16 protein-coding genes and 2 tRNA genes are annotated in these 19,904 nt (G+C 59.8%); 13 read left to right on the plus strand and 5 right to left on the minus strand.

The annotated features are described in order from the left end of the window. Nucleotides 1–92: 92 nt before the first annotated feature. Nucleotides 93–2,375: an AAA family ATPase gene (locus tag SX243_02455; protein ID MDY7091812.1), complete on the minus strand. Its 2,283-nt coding sequence runs from the start codon at nt 2,373–2,375 to the stop codon at nt 93–95. A gap of 395 nt (nt 2,376–2,770) precedes the next feature. Here SX243_02455 and SX243_02460 point away from each other — a divergent pair, with 395 nt between their 5' ends. From SX243_02460 to SX243_02470, 3 genes are all read left to right on the plus strand, one after another. Next, nucleotides 2,771–3,673: a tyrosine-type recombinase/integrase gene (locus tag SX243_02460; GenBank protein ID MDY7091813.1), complete on the plus strand. Its 903-nt coding sequence runs from the start codon at nt 2,771–2,773 to the stop codon at nt 3,671–3,673. 122 nt (nt 3,674–3,795) lie between these two features. Continuing rightward, nucleotides 3,796–5,505: a hypothetical protein gene (locus SX243_02465; GenBank protein ID MDY7091814.1), complete on the plus strand. Its 1,710-nt coding sequence runs from the start codon at nt 3,796–3,798 to the stop codon at nt 5,503–5,505. A 229-nt stretch (nt 5,506–5,734) separates the two neighbouring features. Beyond that, nucleotides 5,735–6,670 carry a hypothetical protein gene (locus SX243_02470; protein ID MDY7091815.1) on the plus strand — a complete coding sequence of 312 codons (936 nt, stop codon included), beginning with the start codon at nt 5,735–5,737 and terminating at the stop codon, nt 6,668–6,670. A gap of 243 nt (nt 6,671–6,913) precedes the next feature. On the opposite strand, the gene SX243_02475 is transcribed toward SX243_02470, so the two are convergent. Continuing rightward, nucleotides 6,914–8,074, minus strand: coding sequence for a tyrosine-type recombinase/integrase (locus tag SX243_02475; GenBank protein ID MDY7091816.1), 1,161 nt, complete (start codon nt 8,072–8,074; stop codon nt 6,914–6,916). A 167-nt stretch (nt 8,075–8,241) separates the two neighbouring features. On the opposite strand from SX243_02475, the gene SX243_02480 reads away from it, so the two are divergent. Beyond that, nucleotides 8,242–8,325 (plus strand) — tRNA-Phe (locus tag SX243_02480). A 139-nt stretch (nt 8,326–8,464) separates the two neighbouring features. Here SX243_02480 and SX243_02485 read toward each other — a convergent pair. Then, entirely contained in the window at nt 8,465–10,675 is a 2,211-nt protein-coding gene (locus SX243_02485; protein ID MDY7091817.1) for a transporter substrate-binding domain-containing protein, read from the minus strand. Between the two features lie 200 nt (nt 10,676–10,875). On the opposite strand from SX243_02485, the gene SX243_02490 reads away from it, so the two are divergent. Then, nucleotides 10,876–12,342 carry a metallophosphoesterase gene (locus tag SX243_02490; protein MDY7091818.1) on the plus strand — a complete coding sequence of 489 codons (1,467 nt, stop codon included), beginning with the start codon at nt 10,876–10,878 and terminating at the stop codon, nt 12,340–12,342. Between the two features lie 206 nt (nt 12,343–12,548). Beyond that, nucleotides 12,549–13,133 carry a hypothetical protein gene (locus tag SX243_02495; GenBank protein MDY7091819.1) on the plus strand — a complete coding sequence of 195 codons (585 nt, stop codon included), beginning with the start codon at nt 12,549–12,551 and terminating at the stop codon, nt 13,131–13,133. Here the strand turns inward: SX243_02495 and SX243_02500 are convergent. After that, nucleotides 13,130–13,783, minus strand: coding sequence for a DUF2238 domain-containing protein (locus SX243_02500; GenBank protein ID MDY7091820.1), 654 nt, complete (start codon nt 13,781–13,783; stop codon nt 13,130–13,132). The genes SX243_02495 and SX243_02500 overlap by 4 nt on opposite strands. A 214-nt stretch (nt 13,784–13,997) precedes the next feature. Between SX243_02500 and SX243_02505 the strand changes: the two genes are divergently transcribed. The 4 genes from SX243_02505 to SX243_02520 all read left to right on the plus strand — a co-directional run bounded on the left by SX243_02505 (nt 13,998) and on the right by SX243_02520 (nt 17,368). Beyond that, complete coding sequence (locus tag SX243_02505) at nt 13,998–14,444, plus strand: heme-binding domain-containing protein (GenBank protein MDY7091821.1); 447 nt, start codon at nt 13,998–14,000, stop codon at nt 14,442–14,444. A gap of 130 nt (nt 14,445–14,574) precedes the next feature. After that, nucleotides 14,575–15,021, plus strand: coding sequence for a hypothetical protein (locus tag SX243_02510; GenBank protein MDY7091822.1), 447 nt, complete (start codon nt 14,575–14,577; stop codon nt 15,019–15,021). A gap of 655 nt (nt 15,022–15,676) precedes the next feature. Then, nucleotides 15,677–15,750: transfer RNA gene (locus SX243_02515), tRNA-Asn, on the plus strand. A gap of 511 nt (nt 15,751–16,261) precedes the next feature. Beyond that, nucleotides 16,262–17,368, plus strand: coding sequence for a slipin family protein (locus SX243_02520; protein MDY7091823.1), 1,107 nt, complete (start codon nt 16,262–16,264; stop codon nt 17,366–17,368). 287 nt (nt 17,369–17,655) lie between these two features. On the opposite strand, the gene SX243_02525 is transcribed toward SX243_02520, so the two are convergent. After that, on the minus strand, nt 17,656–18,546 hold the full coding sequence (locus SX243_02525; GenBank protein MDY7091824.1) for a hypothetical protein: 891 nt from the start codon (nt 18,544–18,546) through the stop codon (nt 17,656–17,658). Nucleotides 18,547–18,723: 177 nt separating this feature from the next. Between SX243_02525 and SX243_02530 the strand changes: the two genes are divergently transcribed. From SX243_02530 to SX243_02540, 3 genes are all read left to right on the plus strand, one after another. Further along, complete coding sequence (locus SX243_02530) at nt 18,724–18,918, plus strand: hypothetical protein (protein MDY7091825.1); 195 nt, start codon at nt 18,724–18,726, stop codon at nt 18,916–18,918. A 287-nt stretch (nt 18,919–19,205) separates the two neighbouring features. Then, nucleotides 19,206–19,502, plus strand: coding sequence for a type II toxin-antitoxin system RelE/ParE family toxin (locus SX243_02535; protein ID MDY7091826.1), 297 nt, complete (start codon nt 19,206–19,208; stop codon nt 19,500–19,502). Nucleotides 19,503–19,514: 12 nt separating this feature from the next. After that, complete coding sequence (locus SX243_02540; protein MDY7091827.1) at nt 19,515–19,802, plus strand: HigA family addiction module antitoxin; 288 nt, start codon at nt 19,515–19,517, stop codon at nt 19,800–19,802. Nucleotides 19,803–19,904 lie beyond the last annotated feature (102 nt).

The following is a 19,904-nucleotide window of genomic DNA, read 5'->3' on the forward strand; positions in this document are numbered from 1 at the left end:
CGCTGACGAGCTGGCTGGTTGAAAAGCCAGCTGCTCTATCTCCAGAAGCTGAGAGAGTTGAGCAGGTGACTGCAATCGCCAATCAACCATGGTCAAGCTAGTCCCGTCAATCGCTGTGAGCCTCCAGAGCGATCACTGTGTGACTGTGCGGCAGATCGCAGCAGGGCTTCCATTTCTTTGAAATGCGCCGGGGCTACTGATTTAATAAGCGTCATCACATCCGCCATGACCGGCTGAGCTTCTGAGAGCTGAGACATATCTTGGTCGGCCGAGGACTCGAAATCTTCATTGTGAGAGAATGCATGAGTGAATCTTACAATCCTAGTTGCCCGAACTGGCTCGCCATGGGAGAGTTCCTCGATTGCTCTTTCGAAGCTAGACCTGCGTGTGGGTCTGTGAAAACTAATGAATGCCTCTAGAAGGCGGCGCGCAGTATTGGGGAGATGACAAATTTCCTGATCGTGCAATGAGTCAGCCTGGGCCGCCGAGTGCACTATAGAAAATAAGTAGTGATATTCAGATTCGAAAGTTCTGAGTAGGTAGTCCAGGGGCTGGAGAACTGCTTTACGCTCTCCGCTCGAATCAAGAAGAGCCTTCAGGGAGTAAAGGGAGCTGTTCTTCCTGTCTCCCAGGAACCACCTGCGAACGAGTCGAAAGAACGTGAAGTTGTGCGTCAAGATGAAAAGCTGCTTCGCCCCTACTGTCTTCGCGCGGATGAAGCTGAAGGCATTGAAGAGCGCATTCGAATCAAGGCTTGAGACGGGGTCATCTAGTACAACAATACCCTCCGAGACCTGGAAGGTCTGATCATGGAGACTCTGGAGGAAATAGAGAAGAGCGATTGCGGTGCGCTCACCTTCACTAAGACCCGTTGCTACAGATGTACCCGACCTAACTATCTGGTATCCTTTCCCGAAAAGTTCAAAGCTTAGCTCGTCTCGGCCTAAGTACCTTCTAAGGTCTTTCGTGAGCTGTTCGGCTGAGAAGCTATGGGGATCAACGCGGCTCTTGATCTCCTTGACCTTCTCTTCAAGCTTCTGGATAGCCTTCCTGGAGGTCTTCTCATTCTCTCTGCATGCCTGTAGATCCTTCAAGAGCTGTGAGCGCTCATCTCCAGCCTCTGCAATGTGATGCTCTTCAATCTCTTTGCAAGCGCTATCCGCTCTGTCCTGGAGCGACTTCGTCTGCTGGTTGTGACTCAAGATAATTGCATTAATAGACGCAATAGAGGAAGCCAGGTCAAGCTGAGTGTGAGCAGGAGGAATGGCAGGCGTCGAAAAAGGATTTGCTCGCTTCTCCTCCAAGCAGGCCTGGATTATCTCTAGCCTCTCAAGGTATGCCTCGATTTGTTCCTTGAGCTTGGCGCTTGCGGAGCGGTAGGAGTCAAGGTGATCCTGATACAATTCTCCCTCTGTCGGAAGAGTATGTCTCACCAGAGTCTCGCGAGAGGTTGCTATTCCTTCCAGCTGCCTTTCTATGTCCTCCGTGAGCTGTCTGTGGCCCTGAGCAAAATAGTCTTCAAGTGCTTTGAGTCGCTCCTCTTCCAAGTGGTTGCCGCAGAAGCCGCACTGTTCCGCTTGGATGGCACGATGTAGCTGAAGGCCAGTGTCAACCCAGTTTCGCAAGTCTGAATTACTCTCCAAGGCCTCCATGGACTGCCGGGTTATGCTTCGGCTGAGAACCTCAGAAGCCGCTTCTTCAATAGAAGAGATGTTTGGATCCTGAATTGAAACGCTGTGCAGGTCGGGCCGCGGTTGCTGATTCTTTGTATGGGCAAGCGCCTTTAGTTCATCATCAGTTCTGACCAGCTCGGACATAGGCCTACTGGACAGTTCGTCTGCTCGTCGTTCGTAGTCGTTTCGCTTGTAGTGTTGGTAACTCGGATTCCCGAGGAGCCGATCTTTGATTGCCTTTGCGGTGTCCTGCTGGTGTTTAGCCCAAGCGTTGTTTGCGGTCTTGGTTTCATTCTCGGCCTGAATCAGCTTCTTTCGCTCTTCCCTGAGCAGACTGGAGATCTCTTCCAGTTCTTTTTGATCAGCGATGTTCTCCTGTCCGAGAAAGACAATCCCGGGCATTCCTGACGGATTAAAGACGTTCTTCTCGACGAAGCTCTTGGTGAAGACTTTGATTGGGATCTGCTCCAGCGCAGCCTCATTGCTGCTGTTAATCTTCTGGTTCTCAAGCTGAACCTCAAAAGAGCTGTTAGGGTTCTGAGTTCCAGTCTCGATCTGTCGCATGATCTCGACTAGAGAGGTCTTGCCGGCTCCGTTCCATCCGTAGATAAGGTTGTAGCGGCTGAAATCATCGAGGCCAGGAGGCCAACTGAAATCTTGGAATAGGGCCGGTGCTTGAATTCGGAGAAATTGCTTGATCATGACTAGGTGGAATCATAATGCAAGAAGATGGCATCCGAAAAGGGCATCTTAGGTGCTAGAAGATGGTAGCCTTGAGAAAATCAACATCGAGCCGGCATTTCTGGTTGACGCGCGGGTGGAGGAGAAGCTACCTTACAGGTACTCAAGGCGAGTCTTGTGGTCACAAGTCCAGCCGAGCTTCACTTTCAAAAATCACCGGAAACCCGCATCCAGCCTACTGATTCGTGGCTTCGCCCAGGTCCGTTCTGGCTGGGGGTCGTGTGGTCGCAGGTTCAAGTCCTGTCTCCCCGACCAAAATCCCCTCCAACAGCGGCTTTCCGGGCGATTCAAGGGAAGAGATCAGGGCCCCGGTGACCACATGACCGAGTCATGAGGTCACTCTAACCCCTCTTCCCATGCCCTCTGAATTGCGCACCTGGCACGAAGCTTTCTGCCAGCACTGCCTGGTCATGAAGCGCCAGTCGCCCTACACGGTCCGCGGGTACCGCGACACCCTCAATAGCTTCGTCAAGTACACCGGCGCAGCGGCCCTCGCCGATGTGACGCTGGCGAAGGTGGAGTCCTGGATCATGACCGGGACGACGCAGTGCCAGTGGTCACCGGTGACCAGCCGGGGCCGCATCAAGTACATGATCCTGTTCGCCAAGTGGTTGGTGAGCCGGGGGCATCTGGAGTCGAATCCGCTGGAGGGAATTAGCCTGCCCTCTATCCCGAAGAAGATTCCGCGGTCCCTGTCGCGGGAGCAGGCTGAGCAGCTTCTGCGCTTCGCCCGGAACTTTTCCTTCCAGACAGAGTTCGAAGGTGCCCGTGCCTACGCAATTCTGGCGACCTTCATTTACACCGGCATCCGCAAGAGAGAGCTCCGCGAGCTGGAGCTCCGTGACGTCGATCTAGAGAACGGGATCCTCGCGGTGAGGGAGGGAAAGGGGGCCAAGGATCGGATGGTCGCCATCCCGCCCCAGCTGGCCTTGGTCCTGCGCGAGTACCTGAAGCACCGCCGCAGTCCGAGATATCAGCAGCTTCCGTACTTCTTCGTCGGAGCTACGGCCCTAGGTGGTGTCGGCAACGAGGCAATCCGTCGCTTGGTGAAGAAGCTCCGAGATGCCAGCGGCATCTACTTCGCGCCCCACATGCTCCGGCACACCTATGCCACGCTGATGCTGGAAGGCGGCTGCGACCTGTTCAGCCTCTCGAAGCTGCTGGGGCACGCGGATATCAAGACGACTACGGTGTACCTGTCCGCTTCGGTGAGGCACCTTCAGAAGGAGGTGTTGAAGCATCCGGTTGTCGTTCACTAGAGGTGCCAAACTCGTGAGAGCCCCGAAATACGGCTTACTGATGGTATATTCTTGTTCAGGCTTGAAAACAATGAGGCACTACGAGAAAGATAGGTCCTGAGCAGGAGTGACAGGGTAGCTCTGTGAAAAGAGTGAGACGAAAGAGAGAGAGACAGTTCAAGGGGGCCAAGTCAGCTACGAGGCAAGCCTTATTTCTATTGAAGGCATGCGACCTAGATTGGCTCTGGAAGTTCTGTGCCCTCATTTCCTGTCATGATCTATTTGGGCCAACACTTGCTGAGGGTGCCAATGCCCTTTATGTCAATTTCGCCAAGACTAGGGCTCTTGTTGATCTTGTGCTGAAGTCCGGGGCCAGAGATGATGTGGATAAAATACTCCATATGGAAGAGGTGCGAGATCTCCTTAACTTGCTAGTTGATGTCCAAAATGATCCAGAGGTTTTCAAGAGCGCAGAAAAGGCGAAGGGGACTCCGGCGGCGGCTTTTGAGTTCCATCGATCTATGTGCAGGCTAGGTAGCAATCAGACTGCTGACCAGGAGGGGGTTTTCTGGAATGCAGCAGGTCGACTAATTGCTAAATGGGAGCTCCTGCCTCTTGAGAACCAGAGCCTACTTCCTAGTCGAGAACGACAGCGCGTCTTGGAGGTAGCTCATAGGATTCCTGAAGTTCTTGGTGCTGAGATATCGGAACTGAGTCTGGTCTGCTTGGCAATATTTCAGGTGTATAGGGATGCCTACGCGAATCTTTCTCGCACACTTCCCGTCATACCGCACGAGGCTTTTTGCAGCCAATATGAGAAAAGGCAAGCACTTGATCAGCTGATGACGGCTCTGGAGGCTGGGGGATTCAGCGATCTATTGGTGATAAATCCCCGTCGTCTCCGGGAAATGCTTCGCGATAAGGAAGGCTTGGTTGATTCCTATCTTTCTCTCTTCAGTCGGTCTGTTGAGGAGCTTCGCTCGCTGCAGAAGGATTATTCTGTGGGTCAGTCACCTCACTACAGCCGAGATTTGAGCGTGCTTGATCGCTTTCCGCTTGTTAGGAGGGCCGATGGAACCTATATCGTGCCGAATGTCCGGTTTCTTTTGAAAAGTTTCGTTCCCAATGTCGAGTTCACCCTGGTTGAGCTTCTAGGTGACAATTTCTGGCACGCGAACGGGGCGACTCAAGAGGCTTATCTTCTAAAGCTACTCTCGGCCCGTCTTCCAGGATACACGCTGGTGGAAGAGCGAGCCTATGGAAAGCAGGAACTCCGGGGACCTGATGTCACTATTGTTGATGCTCAGGCGGAAGGTCTAATACTTGTGGAGTCGAAAGGAAAGAGGATTGGGGCGAGAACGAGGTTTGTTATGTCTGATGATCTTCTTGATGACAACCTGAAGGTCGCCTACTCTGCTCTACAAGGCCTGCCGGTGAAATTTGAGGCTTTATTGAGTGGCATCCCAGAGTATGCTGATGCCCAAGATGCTCTAGATTCCGCGCGGTCGAACTCCCCGATTTGTGTTGTGGTTATGAACGACTCGGTCATGATGATGAGCGAGCTGATTCGTATGTTGATTGCCATGAATCCTGAGCACCAACTTCAGGGGTTTCCTTTTCAATTTTGCATTGTCGGAATCGGAGCCTTCGAGCTAGCAGTGGAAGTGGCGAGTAGGAATGGTAGCTCGTTGTACAGGTTGCTTTCCCAGCACTGGGAGAGAAGCGCCGAGATCGATCCTGGGAGAGGCTCTGCTGACCTGTTTGGTGGATTCTGGCCGGATACGGAGCCGGCTTTTGGGGCAGAGTTACTTAGGGCGAGGCTGAAGAGTAGGCTTGGCGATCTCGTTGCGTGATCTCCTGGTTCTGGGCTCGGATGAGAATGCGCCTGGCTGAGAGGATGAGCGGGTGCCTTCGCGTGCTGGGTGGTGAGACGATGGTTCTGAATCAATTTGGCAGCAAGGCTCGGCGCAATGGCTAGCAAGAGATCCTTCCTTGTTGGATTATTCTGGAGCAAGATGATCTGTCTTGGGGGGTATTGTGGGAATAGGAAGAGAAATTTCTGATATCGGTGGGAGGTGATTATTGAAAACGATTTGGAGGGTGTTGAGGGTTTCTCTGGGCTGGCTATCTCGTTTGTTCATGGGGTTCATCAAGCTACCCAAGAGAGGATGGCTTTCCTACGCGCGATGGGCTGAGAGGCATCGGGGCGGGATACCCGCTATCCAGCTCCTTTCTAGCGTGGCTTTTGCTGTTATGTCGGTCATAGTCTCTTCTCTTGCGATTAATCTCGCCCGGGAGCAGAATCTTCTGGTTGAGCGCCAGGTGCAGCTTGCGGATGAGCAGGGTGAGCTTGCGAATAGGCAGCTCGCTCTGGCTGAGGCTCAGATCAAGCCGAAGATCAGGTTAAGATACAGATCAGAGTGTAAGAGTGGAGAAGTCTGTCCTTTCGGAGACTACGACTGTGTCGAGTTTTGGAACGATTCTGGGCCTCTCGAAGGTCTCAATGTAATGCAGCATAGCTTTCTATTGGTGAGTCGAAATGATAGGCCTAATGAAGAAGTACGTTATGTTCCTATGTACTATCTTCAGTCGAGGCAGCTGACGGGGGCCGGTCGGGGGTTACTTGGTACTTTCTGCGCTTTTATGAAGGAGGTGAATTCTCGCAATAGAACGGCGAAAGTCGAGAAGATAAGATCTTCCCTCTGGGAGAGAGGGGTATTCAATATTGACGTGAGAGTTGTGCTTAATTTCTTGTACGTAGATCTTCTCGGGAGGAAATATGATGAGTTCTACTTGGCTCCTGCGGGGGCCTTTTGGTCTGGAGATCTACCGGCTACCATACTTTCCCCTGAAGAGGCTAAGCAGGCTTGGGAGATGGGTTTTGCAGAGCCTTGGTTCGGTGATCCTGTGATGCTAGGTAACGCACTTGACACAATTGATCATAATTATTTAGAGCGGAACTGGGACAGCTTACCGGTGGTGCGGCAGCCTCTATTAGAGACCTTGCAGGTTCGCTAGGGGACGTTTTATCTCCTAGATCAGGTTCTCCTTATTGATGTCGATTGTAAGAGTTTTAGGGAGGATCGCAGGCGCTTTATCTTTGCTGAGATTCAGCGACCGAATTGGTCCTAGAGTGATAGAGGGGAAGTCTATTACGAAGGCAGTGAAGGTGGCCCCAATTCTTTTTCCGAACAAGACAAGTTGATCACCGAGTGGGATACTCAGAGGAAAAGCAGGAGAGCCGGAAGGCAATGAACGCGTTTACTCGTAGGCTCTCAAAGCCGCCGCCAACTCCCCCGACACCCTCTCTGCCGCCTCCTTGAGGGGATCATCCGCCAGATGCGCATACCGCGCCGTAGTCGCGGGCTGGGTATGCCCCAGAAGCCGGCCGATGATGGGCAGGCCAATCCCAGCGCCGGCGGCGAAGGCGGCGTGAGTGTGGCGGAGATCGTGGAGGCGGACGTCTTCGAGGCCTGCCGCGGTTCGGATGCGGTCCCAGGGGCGCTGGAGGCCGACTAGGCGCTGGCCCTTGCGGTAGCCGGCGCAGACGAAAGGGTTGTCCTCGCGTCGGGGCGCTTCCACCAAGAGCTGCAATGCGGCGGCGCCGAGGCGAATCACTTTCTGGCCGGTCTTCGAGTCCGGCAGCCTCAGACAGCCCTGCTCGAAATCCACGAAGGACCACTGGAGCTCCAGGATCTCGTTGCGGCGAGCGCCGGTGAGGATCAGCAGGCGGATGGCGAGGAGGGCTGAGGGATGCTCGGTCTCATGGCGCTCGGCCTCGGTGAGGGCCTCGCCCAGGCGACCGAGCTCGGCTGCGGAGAGGAATCGCTCGCGCTTCTGTTCCTTGTAGCGTTCCACGTGGCGGCAGGGATTCGAGTTGAGGGGGCGGAGGCCCCAGCGCTCGGCGAGGTTGAACATCTTCGAAAGCAGCGCCAGGACCCTGTTGGCCTGGGTTCGCTTTTGGCGCATCTCGTAGTGCAGGGTCGAGATCTGCTCCAATTGGATGTCTGTGACCCGGCGCTTGCCGAGCTGCGGGAGGACATAGAGGCGCAGGAGCCGCTCATCGGTCTGAGCGCTGGAGGCCTTCTTCTTGACCCGGGCGTGCTCCTCCAGATAGCGCTCCGCCAGATCAGCCACGGTGGGGGCGCGGCGCTGGTCCTGCCGGACCTGGCCCGGATCGTTGCCGAGAGTGACTTCCGCCAGGACCTTCCGAGCCCGGTCACGGGCCTGCTCGATGGTCAGGACTCCGTAGCGGCCCAGGGAGAGGAATCGCTTGCGGCGCCCAACGCGGTAGGAGACCAGGAAGTACTTCTTGCCCGACGGGTAGATGCGGACTCCAAAAGCCGGGAGAGTGTCGTCCCAACGGTAGTCTGTGCCTCCCTCATAGGTGGCGGAGTCGAGGGCGGTCTTGGTCAGTCTCATGGGGCATCTCCAGGTCGAGCGGCCAGGTCCGAGATCGAGGCTCGCGCAACCAGTGCGCAACCAAAACGCAACCAGGATAGGCCGAAATCCATGGTGCAAGCTCGCTGTCCATGGCTCGAAGGCTAGCACATAAGTATAGTAATTAGAGAGACTTAAGAGGTCTTGTCGTAGTTGATCGAAATCTGTGTAAGACGCCTGTTCGAGGACTGAAAATCGCGGTGTCGGTGGTTCGATTCCGCCCCTGGGCACCATTTCAATCTCCCAAAAAGCAAGAGCTTGTGTCCGATACGAAGGTCCTCCTTGGAGGGCCTTTTTTGGTGCTTGGGCTGAAGGGACTTGGTCCGGAGGGGCTCGAGTGGGAGCGTCTCGTGGCGTTTCTGAGAACCCTAGCTACCGAGTCTCTGCGGCTCCCGAGGCCGACTCGCCTGAGGCCCCAACGCCCTGCTCTCCCTCCCCACCCTCCTCCGGCAGTCCCGCCCGCAACTCTTTGACCTGCACGTAGGCGCTGTAGCGGTCGGAGATGTGGCGGACGTAGTCGACGGTTTCTTGGCAGCGGCAGTAGCCGTAGCGGGCGCGGCGGGCGTATTCGCGTTGGGAGAGGAGGACGATGACTTTCTCGACGTTATCGAACCAGACGTCCGGGTCGTAGCCCAGCTCCCGGGCCAGGCGGCGGCCGTCGCGGACGTGGCCGTGGCCGGCGTTGTAGGCGGCGAGGGCGAAGCGCAGGCGTTCGGCGAAGGGGAGGGAGGGCTCGAAGCGCTGCATCAGCCAGTTGAGATATTGGGTGCCGGCGGCGATGGAGACCGCGGGGTCGCGGAGGTCGCCTCGGACCTTCATGTGGCGGGCGGTGCGGGGCATGATCTGCATCAGGCCGATGGCGCCGGCCCAGCTGCGGGCTTGGGGATCGAAGCGCGATTCTTGGTAGGCCTGGCTGGCCAACAGCCGCCAGTCGAACTCCTCTTCGCCGCCGTATTGCTGGAAGAGGGGGTCGAAGGGGCTGATCCGTCCGGCGTCGGCGAGGGTCGCGTTGAGGCGGTCGGTGACGAGGTTCCGGTCGCCGAAGTACTTCTCCTTGAGCACGGCGAGAAACTCCGACTTGCGCTGGCGAAGGAGGAAGGCGTCGACGGCCGCGCGGAGCTCTTCGTCCTCGGGGCGCGTCGCCCAGGCGATCTCCCGCGGTGGGCCGAGGGGGAAGGCGGATTCGATGTCGTCGCGGTGGGCGAGCTCGATGTCCAGCTCGTTGCTGTTGACCACCACCTGGTCGTAGGTGCCGTCGGCGAGGGCGTCGAGGAGCTCGAGGGTCTCGACCTCCGGGGGGAGCCCCTCGACGGCGAAGCCGTGCTCTTTCTCCAGGGCTTCGAGGCTCTCGCGGTGAGCGCCGTCGGCGTGCACCGGCACCGTCCTGCCGGCAAGATCCTCCGGGGTCGCGACCGCCTGAGGGTCGCCGGTGCGCACCACCACCAACTCACTAGCGTAGTTGTAGGGCTGGCTGAAGGCGACCTGCCGGAGGCGCTTGGGGCTGACCGCGAAGGAGGCGGCAATGAGATCCCCTTCGCCGGCTCGGAGGGCGGGGATCAGCCGGTCCGGCTGGCGTTGGACGCGAATCTGCAGGCGCACGCCGAGGGAGCGGGCGAAGCGGCGGGCGAGCTCGTATTCGAAGCCCATCTGCGCGCCGCGGTAGAGGAAATAGGTCGCCGGTGTGTTGCGGGTGAGGACGCGGAGCACTCCCCGCTGGCGGATTTCCTCCAGGTCTCCCAGCAGCGGCCCGGCGAGGTCGGCGGTGAGAGCGCTTTCGTGGAGGAAGCGGTCCGCGGCTTCCTTCAGCTGCCGTCCGTTGGGGCGCAGGGCCCAGGCGATGGGGCGGTCCTCGGTGATGGGGAAGACGGCCTCGACCCCGCCTTGGTAGCGCTGGAAAGCTTCGACCAGGTCTTCGTCGGCGATGGTGGCTGCGAGCTTTCCCTGGGCGATGCGGTAGAGCAGCTGCTCATCGTCCAGATGCTCTGGAGCCCGTTGAATGATCGGCCCTCCGTCGTCCCGCTGCAGCTCGCCGAGGCTGTCCCCGTAGGTGCCGTCGGCGGGAAGGGTAATCTCCAGGCCGTTGAGAAGGTGAGCGAGATCTTCCTCGGTCTCAACGGGAGGTGAGCCTTCGGGCAGCACCAGGACTTCCCGGACGTGATCCACCGGAATCGAGAACAAGAAGCGCTCGCGCCGGTCGGAGGTGACCTTTACCCGCGCCGCAACGAGGTCTCCGCGGCCCTCCGCCAGCGCGTCCAGCAGCTGGTCCCGGGGCCGCTGGACGATCACCGGCTCGAGCCCCAGGCGGGCGGCGAAGGCCTTCGCCACCTGCAGCTCGAGGTCGAGGGGGAAGGCTTCGGAGGCCAGCCGGTCGGCGCGGCGCGGCGGCACCAGGATGCGCAGCAGCCCGCGCTCTTCCAGCCTCGAAAGGTCGCCGCGCTCCGAATACTCGGGGGGTGGGGAGGTGTTCTCGCCGCATCCGGCGACCAGAGCTGGCAGGGCAATCAGGGCCAGCAGGCTCAGGATGGCGATGGCGGAGAGATCCCGCGGGGCGGGGCCGAAGGCTGTCGAAGGATTTGCAGGCACAGAGGGAAGAGCATATCAGCCCTTCCCGTGGGCGCTCCGGCGGCAGCCGCGAGAAGCGGTGATGCCTTCCGGGAATGGCTTTCTCTCAGGCACTGCAGTATTGTCTTAGTTAGCTTTTTCGACAAGACGATCTGTGGCCGGTGGGAGGCCCGTGGAGGCCTTTGCCATCGGGGGCACGCCGGCCCCACAGGAGGTACGCCATGGCTCACCGCACTCCGCAGCAGGCACAGGCTCTCGAAAGGCTTCACCGACATGGCCGGCAACAGCTGGCGGCTCGGCCCGCGGCGAAGACGTCCGTCACGGGTTTAGGGAGGTTTCTCGTCGAGAGCGAAGAGCAGCTCATCGCCTTGATGAACGATACGGCTCCGCCAACGGGTGGGGAGGTTGAGTTCGGGATGGTTCTCTATTGGATCCACAACGACTTGCCCAGCGACCCCTTCTTCCGCTGGCTGGCCTCCCTCTTCCCGCCGACCCAGATCACCCCGGAGGAGGTCGCGCGGTGGGAGAAGATCTGGCAAGGGCCGGGGGTGGTGGCGCCGGACGGTACTCTGGTCGGCTATGGCACGTTCGAGCAGCTCGACAAGGGCTGGCTGTATTCGACGGTGCTCTATTTGCTGACCATCCTTACCAGCGAGCTACCCAAGGCGCCCTTCGGCACCAGTCCTGCGGAGATCTCGGTGGGCTCCGGCTCGGCGCTGCGCATCGCGGTGATCGGGGATTGGGGCACCGGGGCCTGGAACGACGGCGGCACCCAGGGGCCGGCGGCGGAGATCATGCAGCAGATCGAAGCCCTGACGCCGCAGCCGGATCTGGTGATTCACGTTGGCGACGTGTACTACTCCGGTACCGGCGATCTTCCGTGGGTGGTGAGTCTCGCCATGACAGCGCTGAGCGCGGAGATCGGCGTTCCGTTCCTTTCCGACGAGGAGACTGTGCGCCTGGTGAATTCTTGGTGGTGCGGGGGCAAGGCGGGCAATAGCTTCACCCTCAATTCGAACCACGAGATGTATTCGGCCGCCCGAGGCTATTTCCACGACGGGTTGGAAGCTGCGGTCTTCGGCGCTCAAAAGAACACCAGCTATTTTGCCCTGAGCTTTCAGGATTGGGTGATCCTGGGGCTCGACTCCGCCTACTATTCGAATTCCTTCGCGGTGATGGAAGGTCGGCTGCAGGATGCGGACCACACGGAGCAGGTGCAGTGGGTGCAGAGCCTCGATCTCCAGGGCAAGCGGGTGATCGTTCTGACCCACCACACCGGCCTGACCTACGATGGGCAGCCCATCACCAGCACCGAGCCGACTCTCTGGGACGATGTGAAAGAAGCGTTGGGAGGAAAGGGACCCGATTATTGGTATTGGGGTCACGTGCACAATGGCATCGTCTATACGGCGAACGCCTTGGGCGGCACCAAGGCTCGCTGCCTGGGGCATGGGGCACTGCCGTTCGGCAACGCTTACTTCTGGCAGAACGGCCAGAAGCACGATCTGGGGCAGAGTCCCTCGGTGGAGTATTACGCCCACACTCCCAAGCCCAATCCCCACCATAATCCCCGCTGGGACAACCGCGTGCTCAACGGCTTCGCCCTCTTGACCCTGGGCCCCGGAACCCTCACCGAGGCGTTTTACGAGCAGGGGAATCCTCGGCCCGTTTGGACTGCGAGCTCCTAGTGCCCCGTGGTAAAAGTCGAGCCGCGCTCCGAGCGGCCCTTTTCCGCCGAATCTTCGTTCGAAAACCTCGCCGATACCAGCATCGCGGCGGTTTTCCGGCCTTGATTCGACGAAAAATTCCTCGCTCTCGCTGGCGTCTGACTTTTACCACGGTCTGCTAGCCGGCGCGATCTCGAAGTGGGGCGAGTCCGCGGTAGGATCCGCCCATGAAGACCAAGACCAAGGAAGCGCTCCAGGAGGCTCTCTTCGAGGCCGGATTCGTGGTGCTCGGCGTGGTGCTGGCGTTGGCGGCCAACGAGTGGCGGCAGAGCCGGGCGGATGCGGCGCAGGCCGAGGCGGCGTTGGCGACCATGGTCCAGGAGCTGGAGGGAAACCGCCAGCTGGTGGCGGATTCGCTGGCCTACCACGAGGAGCTACTGGCGATGATCCAGGGGGAGCACGAAGAGGGCTGGGAGCCTTCGCCGCGGAACTTCCCCCGAGGCTTCATCTATCCGGCTCAGCTGCAGCAGACCGCCTGGAGCACCGCCAACGCCACCGGCGCCCTCACCCACATGGACTATGCGGTGGTGGTGGAGCTCTCCGGCGTATACCAGGCCCAGGAGCTCTACCGCTGGCAATCCTCCAGCGCCGGGGAGTTGGTCTACGAAGCGTTGTTCAAAGAGGGCATCGACGCCATCGCCGCCAACTACCGCAACCTCGGCACCGTTCTCTCCACCTTCCGCTACCGCGAGCAGGCGTTGTTGGAGCTCTACGACCGGACGTTGGTGAATCTGCAGCAGGCTTCGGGCTAGCCGGCTCGCTCCTCTTCGTCCGGAAGCTCGGTGGTCCTGCCGATCCTGCCAGCGGTCAAGATCAAGCCCAACACCGCCCCCGCATTGGCCAGAGCCATGTCCTTGTGGGCGTCCCAGATATCGCCCTGGGTGCCCAGATAGGCCATTCCCAGGTCGCCGCCGAAGATCATGGCGGCGGCCCATTCGATGAGCTCGAAGAGGGTCGAAGCGGCGATCAGCAGGCACAAGGGCACCAGCCAGCTCCACGGCTTGCGGCCCCCCAGGGTGGGGCCGGTGAGCTCCCGCAGCGGCAGCGCCAGCAGCAGGCCGAAGGTGAAGTGGATGACCCGGTCGAAGTTGTTGCGCTCCCAGCCCACCAGCTGGTTGAAGGAGCTGCCGGTGAGGGTCTCGAACCAGCGGTCGTAGGGCACCTCGGCGTAGGTGTGGTGGGCGCCGATCTCGTGCAGGCAAAGGAAGAGGAAGATCAGGGTGTAGGACAGGTTCGAAAGTCGCTGCCGCCGATACAGTGCCACCAGCACGGGCACCGCCACCACCACCAGCACATTCTCCAGCGCCCAATCCTCCCGATACCAGGGATCGATGGCGAGAGCGATCCAAACCGCTGCGAAGAGGGCGGCGAGGATCCAAGGGTAGCGCTGGGACGTGGGCATGGCTCGGTCTCCAGAAAGCCCCCTGGAAGGCTGTCGCGGCCGCGCTGGTCTGCTCGCCGGGGCCGGCGATCGATGCCCTAGAGGGTCTTTACCGGCAGTATACTGACCTTAGGATCCCGGTGGCCGCCGCGAGCCTTCGCCCCGGCACCGCCCCAGCTGCCAACAATCTTAGATTGCCAACGAGCGCACGAACCAAACGACGAGGAACTGTCCCGTGGGAAGAATCTTTCGCTACCTGCTGATCGCTCTCGTGGTGCTCTTTCTGGGCCTTCAGGTGGTCCCGGTGGAACGCACCAACCCACCGGTGGAGGGAGAGATCCCGGCGCCGCCGGAGGTCCGGGAAATCCTCCGCCGCGCCTGCTACGACTGCCACTCCAACGAGACCGTCTGGCCCTGGTACTCCTACGTCGCCCCGGTCTCATTCCTGGTCGCCCGGGACGTGAAGGAGGGCCGCGAAGAGCTCAACTTCTCCACCTGGTCCCGCCTCTCCGCCAAGCGGCAGAACCACATCCTGGAAGAGGTCTGGGAAGAGGTCGAGGAAGGCGAGATGCCCCTCCCCATCTACCTCCCCACCCACCCCGAAGCCCGCTTGACCCCCCAAGACCGCGCCACCCTCCGCAACTGGACCCGTGCCGCCCGCGGTGGGCGGGATCGGGACTGAAGATCTCGTACCCGGGGGCTTGCGCCTCGGGCTAGATGCCTCCGCCCCTCCGGGGCTTGGGAATTGTTCGGATCTCGCACTGATCCGTAGCGGTTAGACTGCGTGTTGCCCCTCAGCCGGGAGGAAATCGATGAGAAGAAGCACAGTATGCGGTCTCGTCTTGATCGCAGCCATAGTTCAGCTCGGCGGTGGCCAGACGATGGCGGCGCCGGACCAGAAAGGACAGACGAATATGCGGGTCCACTATCTGGAAATCGTGTGCCACGACGTAGCTGCGCAGCTCGAAGCATTGGAGCGGATCCATGGTTTGTCTTTTGGTCCACCGGTGGCCGATCTTGGCCAGGCACGAGTCGCCGAGGCTTCAGATGGGAGTTTGATCGGAGTGCGCGCACCGCTGGCCGAGCACGAGCAGCCGATCATCCGGACCTATCTGGAGGTTGAAGACATCACCAGAGCCGTCCAGGACGCGGAAGCAGCTGGTGCAATGATCGCGTACCCTCCGACCCAACAAGGCGATACCGGTACCTGGGCGATCTACATTCTCGGCGATGTCCAGGTCGGCCTGTGGCAGCGGTAGCCGAAGATATGGAGCCTCTGCGGGTATAACTTCCCAAGGTGCCGAAATCGAGGCGATGGGTACGGCGCTGTGCCTCATCCTTTAGGGCTTTGTCTCTCCGGGACACGGGCCGCTTTTTCTTTACCCCTTGACATCGATCAATCTTCTGGTATCCTCCGCCTCCTGTCCGAAAGGAAACAACTCATGTGCGCTTTTGATTACAGACTCCCGACCAGCCCCCGACCCTGCGGCAAGACTGCGCGTTTGGATCGGATCAGAGGAGCAAAGCGCCTTGAAGGTTAGAGCATAGATTTCTCCACCTGCAGTTCTCAGGTGAGTCACTAGAAGCCTTCCAGGGTGCCCGCCCCGGAAGGCTTTTGTGGTTTTTGCTCCTGTTTTTTTGCTCAGGCTTCCATCGATCCCTCGGGGGCTCGGTGACGACAGGAGAGGTGTGTCTTCTGAAAGGAATTGAACGGGATTGGAGTGAAGTATTGAAACGAGATTCTGGCTCCCTTCGGTGAGCCGTAAGAGATATCCCCGGGCCAGCGGGATGCTCGCCTCACGTTGGTGATCGGTAGGGCATTTTCCGTTCATGGATTCGAAGCCGGAGATATGACGCGATGGGTTCGCGCAGCTTGAAACGCTGTGACCGCAAGGTCTGGGGTTCGATTCCCCACCGTGATTAGCTCAACTGGTTAGAGCACCGAACTATTACTTCGGATGTTGTGGGTTCAACTCCCGCATCACGACCGCTGTTTGTCCAACAGCCATCGCACTCGAATCGAAGGGGACGACCGCCGCGGTGGGCGGGGCTGCCCAAGCTTCGGACTGGCTCCCTTGGATTTGGGCCTTCGGGCTCGAGTCTGGAGGACCGGTTCTTCGGCTCCGGGCCGCCCCGCCCTCCGCGCCCGCCGGCAAGGCGAGCCTCGGCTCTCTTTCCGGCAGCGCCGTAGGCCGCCCTGCAGCGCGTGGATACCGCTTCCTCGGAAGCTCCGGACACCGGCGACCCGCGCCCAGGCTTTGTTCCTGGAGCGCCGGCGCCGGTGGCAAGGAGCTGCCCGAGGTCGCTCAAGCGTCGCTCCGTGGCCCAAGCGTGGTGCCCGTAGCGGTCGTCCCCGGACGTTCCTTCGCTGATCCAAATGGGTTCGAAGTTGGTTTGTGGAGAGGAACCGGCTGAGCTGGATCTTCTCCGAACGATGTCCTCGCCCCCGGTTCTGCCGGGACTCTGAAACCACGCCGCAACACACAAGGAGGTATGACCATGTTGCTGATTCGTCGGTTCAAGATTCAAACCCACGAGCGGGGCCTCCTGTTCCGCGACGGGGTTGCCGAAGCGGTGCTGGAGCCGGGTGTTCATTGGATGTTCGATCCGCTGCGTCGGGTGCGGGTGGAGACGGTCTCCGTCCGTGAGGTGGCCTTCCGCCACGCTGACCTCGCGGTCTTCCATCGTCGGGGCCTGTTGAAGGGCTCGGCGTTGGTGCTTGACCTGGTGGACAGCCAGCGGGCGTTGATCTGGGTGGACGGCCGTTTCCACGGCATCCTCCGTCCCGGTCTCCACGCCTTCTGGACCGTCTTCCACGAGGTGCGCTCCGAGGTAGTGGAGGTCGGGGACGGGCGCTTCGAGCACCCGCAGCTGACCACCATTCTCAACGCTCCCGGCTCCGCGAAGGTCCTGGAGTCGGCCCAGGTGGAAGCCGGTACCGCCGCGCTGCTCTACCGGCAGGGGCGGTTCCTCGAGCGCCTGGAGCCCGGCCGCTACGCGCTGTGGCGGGACGCCGGTCTCCTGCGGGTGCTGCACGTCGACCTGCGGGCCCAGACCGCCGACGTCGCCGGTCAGGAAATCATGACCGCCGACAAGGTGACCCTGCGGCTCAACGCCGCGGTGACCTACCGGGTCGAGGACCCCCGGCGTTTCGCCGAGGCGTCCAACGACGGTCATCAGGGGCTGTACCGTGAAACGCAGCTGGCGCTGCGCTCCATCGTCGGTACCCGCACTCTGGACCAGCTGCTCGACGACCGGGAGGCTCTGGCTGGGGAGGTGGAGGAGGTGCTACGGCCTAAGATCACCTCCCTCGGTCTGGAGCTGGTGGCCTTCGGTATCCGCGATCTGATCCTGCCGGGTGAGATGCGGGTGCTGATGAACCGGGTCACCGAGGCCCGCAAGGCCGCGGAGGCGAACCTCATCGCCCGGCGCGAAGAGACCGCCGCCATGCGCTCCCAGGCCAACACCGCCCGGATCTTCGAATCCAATCCCATGCTCATGAAGCTGCGGGAGCTCGAGGTCCTGGAAAAGGTGGCCGACCGCGCCAACCTCAGCGTCGTCCTCGGCGAGACTGGTCTCTCCGAGCGCGTGCTGAAGATGATCTGAGGGCGTCGGGGTGTTCGCCCCTTCGGTTTTGGAAGACTGCCGCCCGGGGAGGTTTTTGCCTTCCTGGGCGGTTTTTTGGTGCAGCCTCAGTCGTGGGCCTGGTCTGCTCAGTCTCCGAGATCGAGCGTCGCCCGTGCGACGCCGGCTCGTGTAGCATCAGGAGTCAGTGTGGAGCACCTTTCCCGGTAGAGCGAATCATCGTCACGCCCTCGCATGAGGACGTTGACAGACCTCGCTCCTGAGGCTTGTGGAGCTGGTGGCAGGCTGAGGAGCACAGCACAGGCCGATCAAGAGCTGGTCGCCTCAGGTACCTTGCCCAGGCTCTGAATCACTTCGGGAGTTGTGATCAGGATGGGTGTTAGCTGGTCGACGGTTTCGCTCCTATCCCCTTTGTCATCGACCGCGAAGCTGACGCCGTCCACCCGCACAGCCGCTGTCTCGCCGCATCCTGAGCACAGCCAATTGTGCACTCGAAGTATGACCGAGTCGTATTCCGTTGCATAGGCAAGCTGTGCCAGCTCGCTGACCTCTCCAGCCCTGAGTCGAGCGAATTGCTGTTCTGACTCGGGCATCTGGAGCCCGGGCGCATTCTGCTTCGTGGACGCCGTACACCATGAGCTGCACTTTTCGCAGAAGACATAGTCACTCGCGAGTCTGGATGCGATCCAGGGCGTGCCGACAATCACGACCAGAGCTTCAATGCCCCAGAAGATCCAGAGGATTGTCCCCTTGGGGGTCCAACTCTTGAGGGTGTACCAACCCTCGGCGTTGATGGCCACAGCAATGTCCTTGATCGTCAGTGGAGAAAGCAAAAGGCCCACGAGTGACCCCTCGAAGTTCGCCGTTGAACGAGCGATCAAAGCGTACTCAAACGCTGCCCATGAAAAATAAAAGGCCAGTAGCCCAACTACCAGCCCAAGTGCCTTGATGAATAGAGGGTTACGGCATTGTGAGATCTTGCAGGCCCACGCGGTTGAATAACCCAAGGCTGCTGCCAATGCGCCGAGGATGAACACCGAGATGTAGCCGACTATCGGGAGGTAGACCAGAAGGTAGCCGTACGCGACAGCGAGAACGACTGCGGCAGCTACCGACAGGGCAGGTGCTAGGAGCGGCGAGAGGCCGAGGTTTCCTGATGGCTGATACACACTCCCGGTTGGTAGAGCTTGGTGTTGCATAGAAACTCCTGAACTGGCTGGCAGCATTCGTCTACTCCTCGGGAAGCGGACGGAGCGGAACGCTTTGTGGATGGTCGGTCGGCTCGAAAAATGTCGATGAAGTGCAAACCTCATCAGGTCGAATTTCGAGCCGACCCAAAAAATGCCGAAGAGTTCAGAATACAGCTCGTAGCTCTTATGTGTCAATATTTATCTTCTGAAGAGATCGTCGCCATGCGCTCCCAGGCCAACACCGCCCGGATCTTCGAGTCCAAGCCGATGCTGATGAAGCTGAGGGAGCTCGAGGTCCTGGGAAAGGTGGCCGACCGCGCCAACCTCAGCGTCGTTCTCGGCGAGACCGGTCTCTCCGAGCGTGTGCTGAAGATGATCTGAGGGCGTCGGGGTGTTCGCCCCGTCGGTCTTGGAGGACTGCCGCCCGGGGAGGTTTTTGCCTTCCTGGGCGGCTTCTTTTTGGTGTGCTGGGTAGCAGGGCTGCTCCGCCCAGATTCCAACCTTGAGGCTGCCTATGTGGCAGGCTGATATCTGCCTACGCGACCTCGGTCTGCGCTGGATAGCCAGCAGAGAGTACCCAGTCTGGGTTGCGCGCCGGTTTACCGCGGCGCTTGCCTGATTGCACGTAATCACGGTTAGCGGTATAGTTGCTTCGAGGTGGCTCAGTAGTGATTGTTTCTTTTGGTGACAAGGCGACGGAAGACCTCTTCCACAATCGGAAGACCCGCAGGGTTCGGCAGTACCCGCCGGAGATACTCCGTGCCGCGTTGCAGCAACTCGACATGCTGAACTCCTCTCGCGACCTGCGGGACCTTCGTTCACCCCCGGGGAACCGACTTGAGCTCCTCAGGGGAGATCTCAAGGGCTTCCACAGCATTCGAATCAACAACCGTTGGCGCTTGATCTTCGTGTGGAAGGGCGCCGATGCTCACGACGTCCGCATCGTCGATTACCACCGCGACTGAAAGGTAGGAACAATGCTACCCGAGAACCGAATCCCTACTCATCCCGGAGAGATTCTTCAGGAGCACTTTCTGGAACCTTTAGAGCTAACCCAGGTCGCCCTCGCTGAGCACCTCGGGGTCCCGGTACAGCGAATCAACGAGATTGTTCGTGGTAAGCGGGGTGTTACTCCTGCAACCGCCTGGCTCCTGTCTCAAGCTTTTGACACCACCCCAGAGTTTTGGATCAGCCTGCAGGCGAACCATGACCTGGCAGTCAATCGCCCCAGCAAGGAGATTCCTCGCTTGCAGAGGGCTGGCTAGCAGCCCGTGGTGAAAGTCGAGCCGCGCTGCGAGCGGCCCTTTTCCGCCGAATCTTCGTTCGAAAACCTCGCCGATACCCGCATCGCCTGCGGTTTTCTGGCC

The organism is Acidobacteriota bacterium (assembly GCA_034211275.1).
Taxonomy (GTDB): Bacteria; Acidobacteriota; Thermoanaerobaculia; order Multivoradales; family JAHZIX01; genus JAGQSE01.

Bases quoted from the DNA above. Each gene is read 5' to 3' on its own strand.
- SX243_02455 (MDY7091812.1), bottom strand. From the start codon at position 2,375: ATGATCAAGCAATTTCTCCGAATTCAAGCACCGGCCCTATTCCAAGAT.
- SX243_02460 (MDY7091813.1), top strand. From the start codon at position 2,771: ATGCCCTCTGAATTGCGCACCTGGCACGAAGCTTTCTGCCAGCACTGC.
- SX243_02475 (MDY7091816.1), bottom strand. From the start codon at position 8,074: ATGAGACTGACCAAGACCGCCCTCGACTCCGCCACCTATGAGGGAGGC.
- SX243_02490 (MDY7091818.1), top strand. From the start codon at position 10,876: ATGGCTCACCGCACTCCGCAGCAGGCACAGGCTCTCGAAAGGCTTCAC.
- SX243_02495 (MDY7091819.1), top strand. From the start codon at position 12,549: ATGAAGACCAAGACCAAGGAAGCGCTCCAGGAGGCTCTCTTCGAGGCC.
- SX243_02500 (MDY7091820.1), bottom strand. From the start codon at position 13,783: ATGCCCACGTCCCAGCGCTACCCTTGGATCCTCGCCGCCCTCTTCGCA.
- SX243_02510 (MDY7091822.1), top strand. From the start codon at position 14,575: ATGAGAAGAAGCACAGTATGCGGTCTCGTCTTGATCGCAGCCATAGTT.
- SX243_02520 (MDY7091823.1), top strand. From the start codon at position 16,262: ATGTTGCTGATTCGTCGGTTCAAGATTCAAACCCACGAGCGGGGCCTC.
- SX243_02525 (MDY7091824.1), bottom strand. From the start codon at position 18,546: ATGCAACACCAAGCTCTACCAACCGGGAGTGTGTATCAGCCATCAGGA.
- SX243_02530 (MDY7091825.1), top strand. From the start codon at position 18,724: ATGTGTCAATATTTATCTTCTGAAGAGATCGTCGCCATGCGCTCCCAG.
- SX243_02540 (MDY7091827.1), top strand. From the start codon at position 19,515: ATGCTACCCGAGAACCGAATCCCTACTCATCCCGGAGAGATTCTTCAG.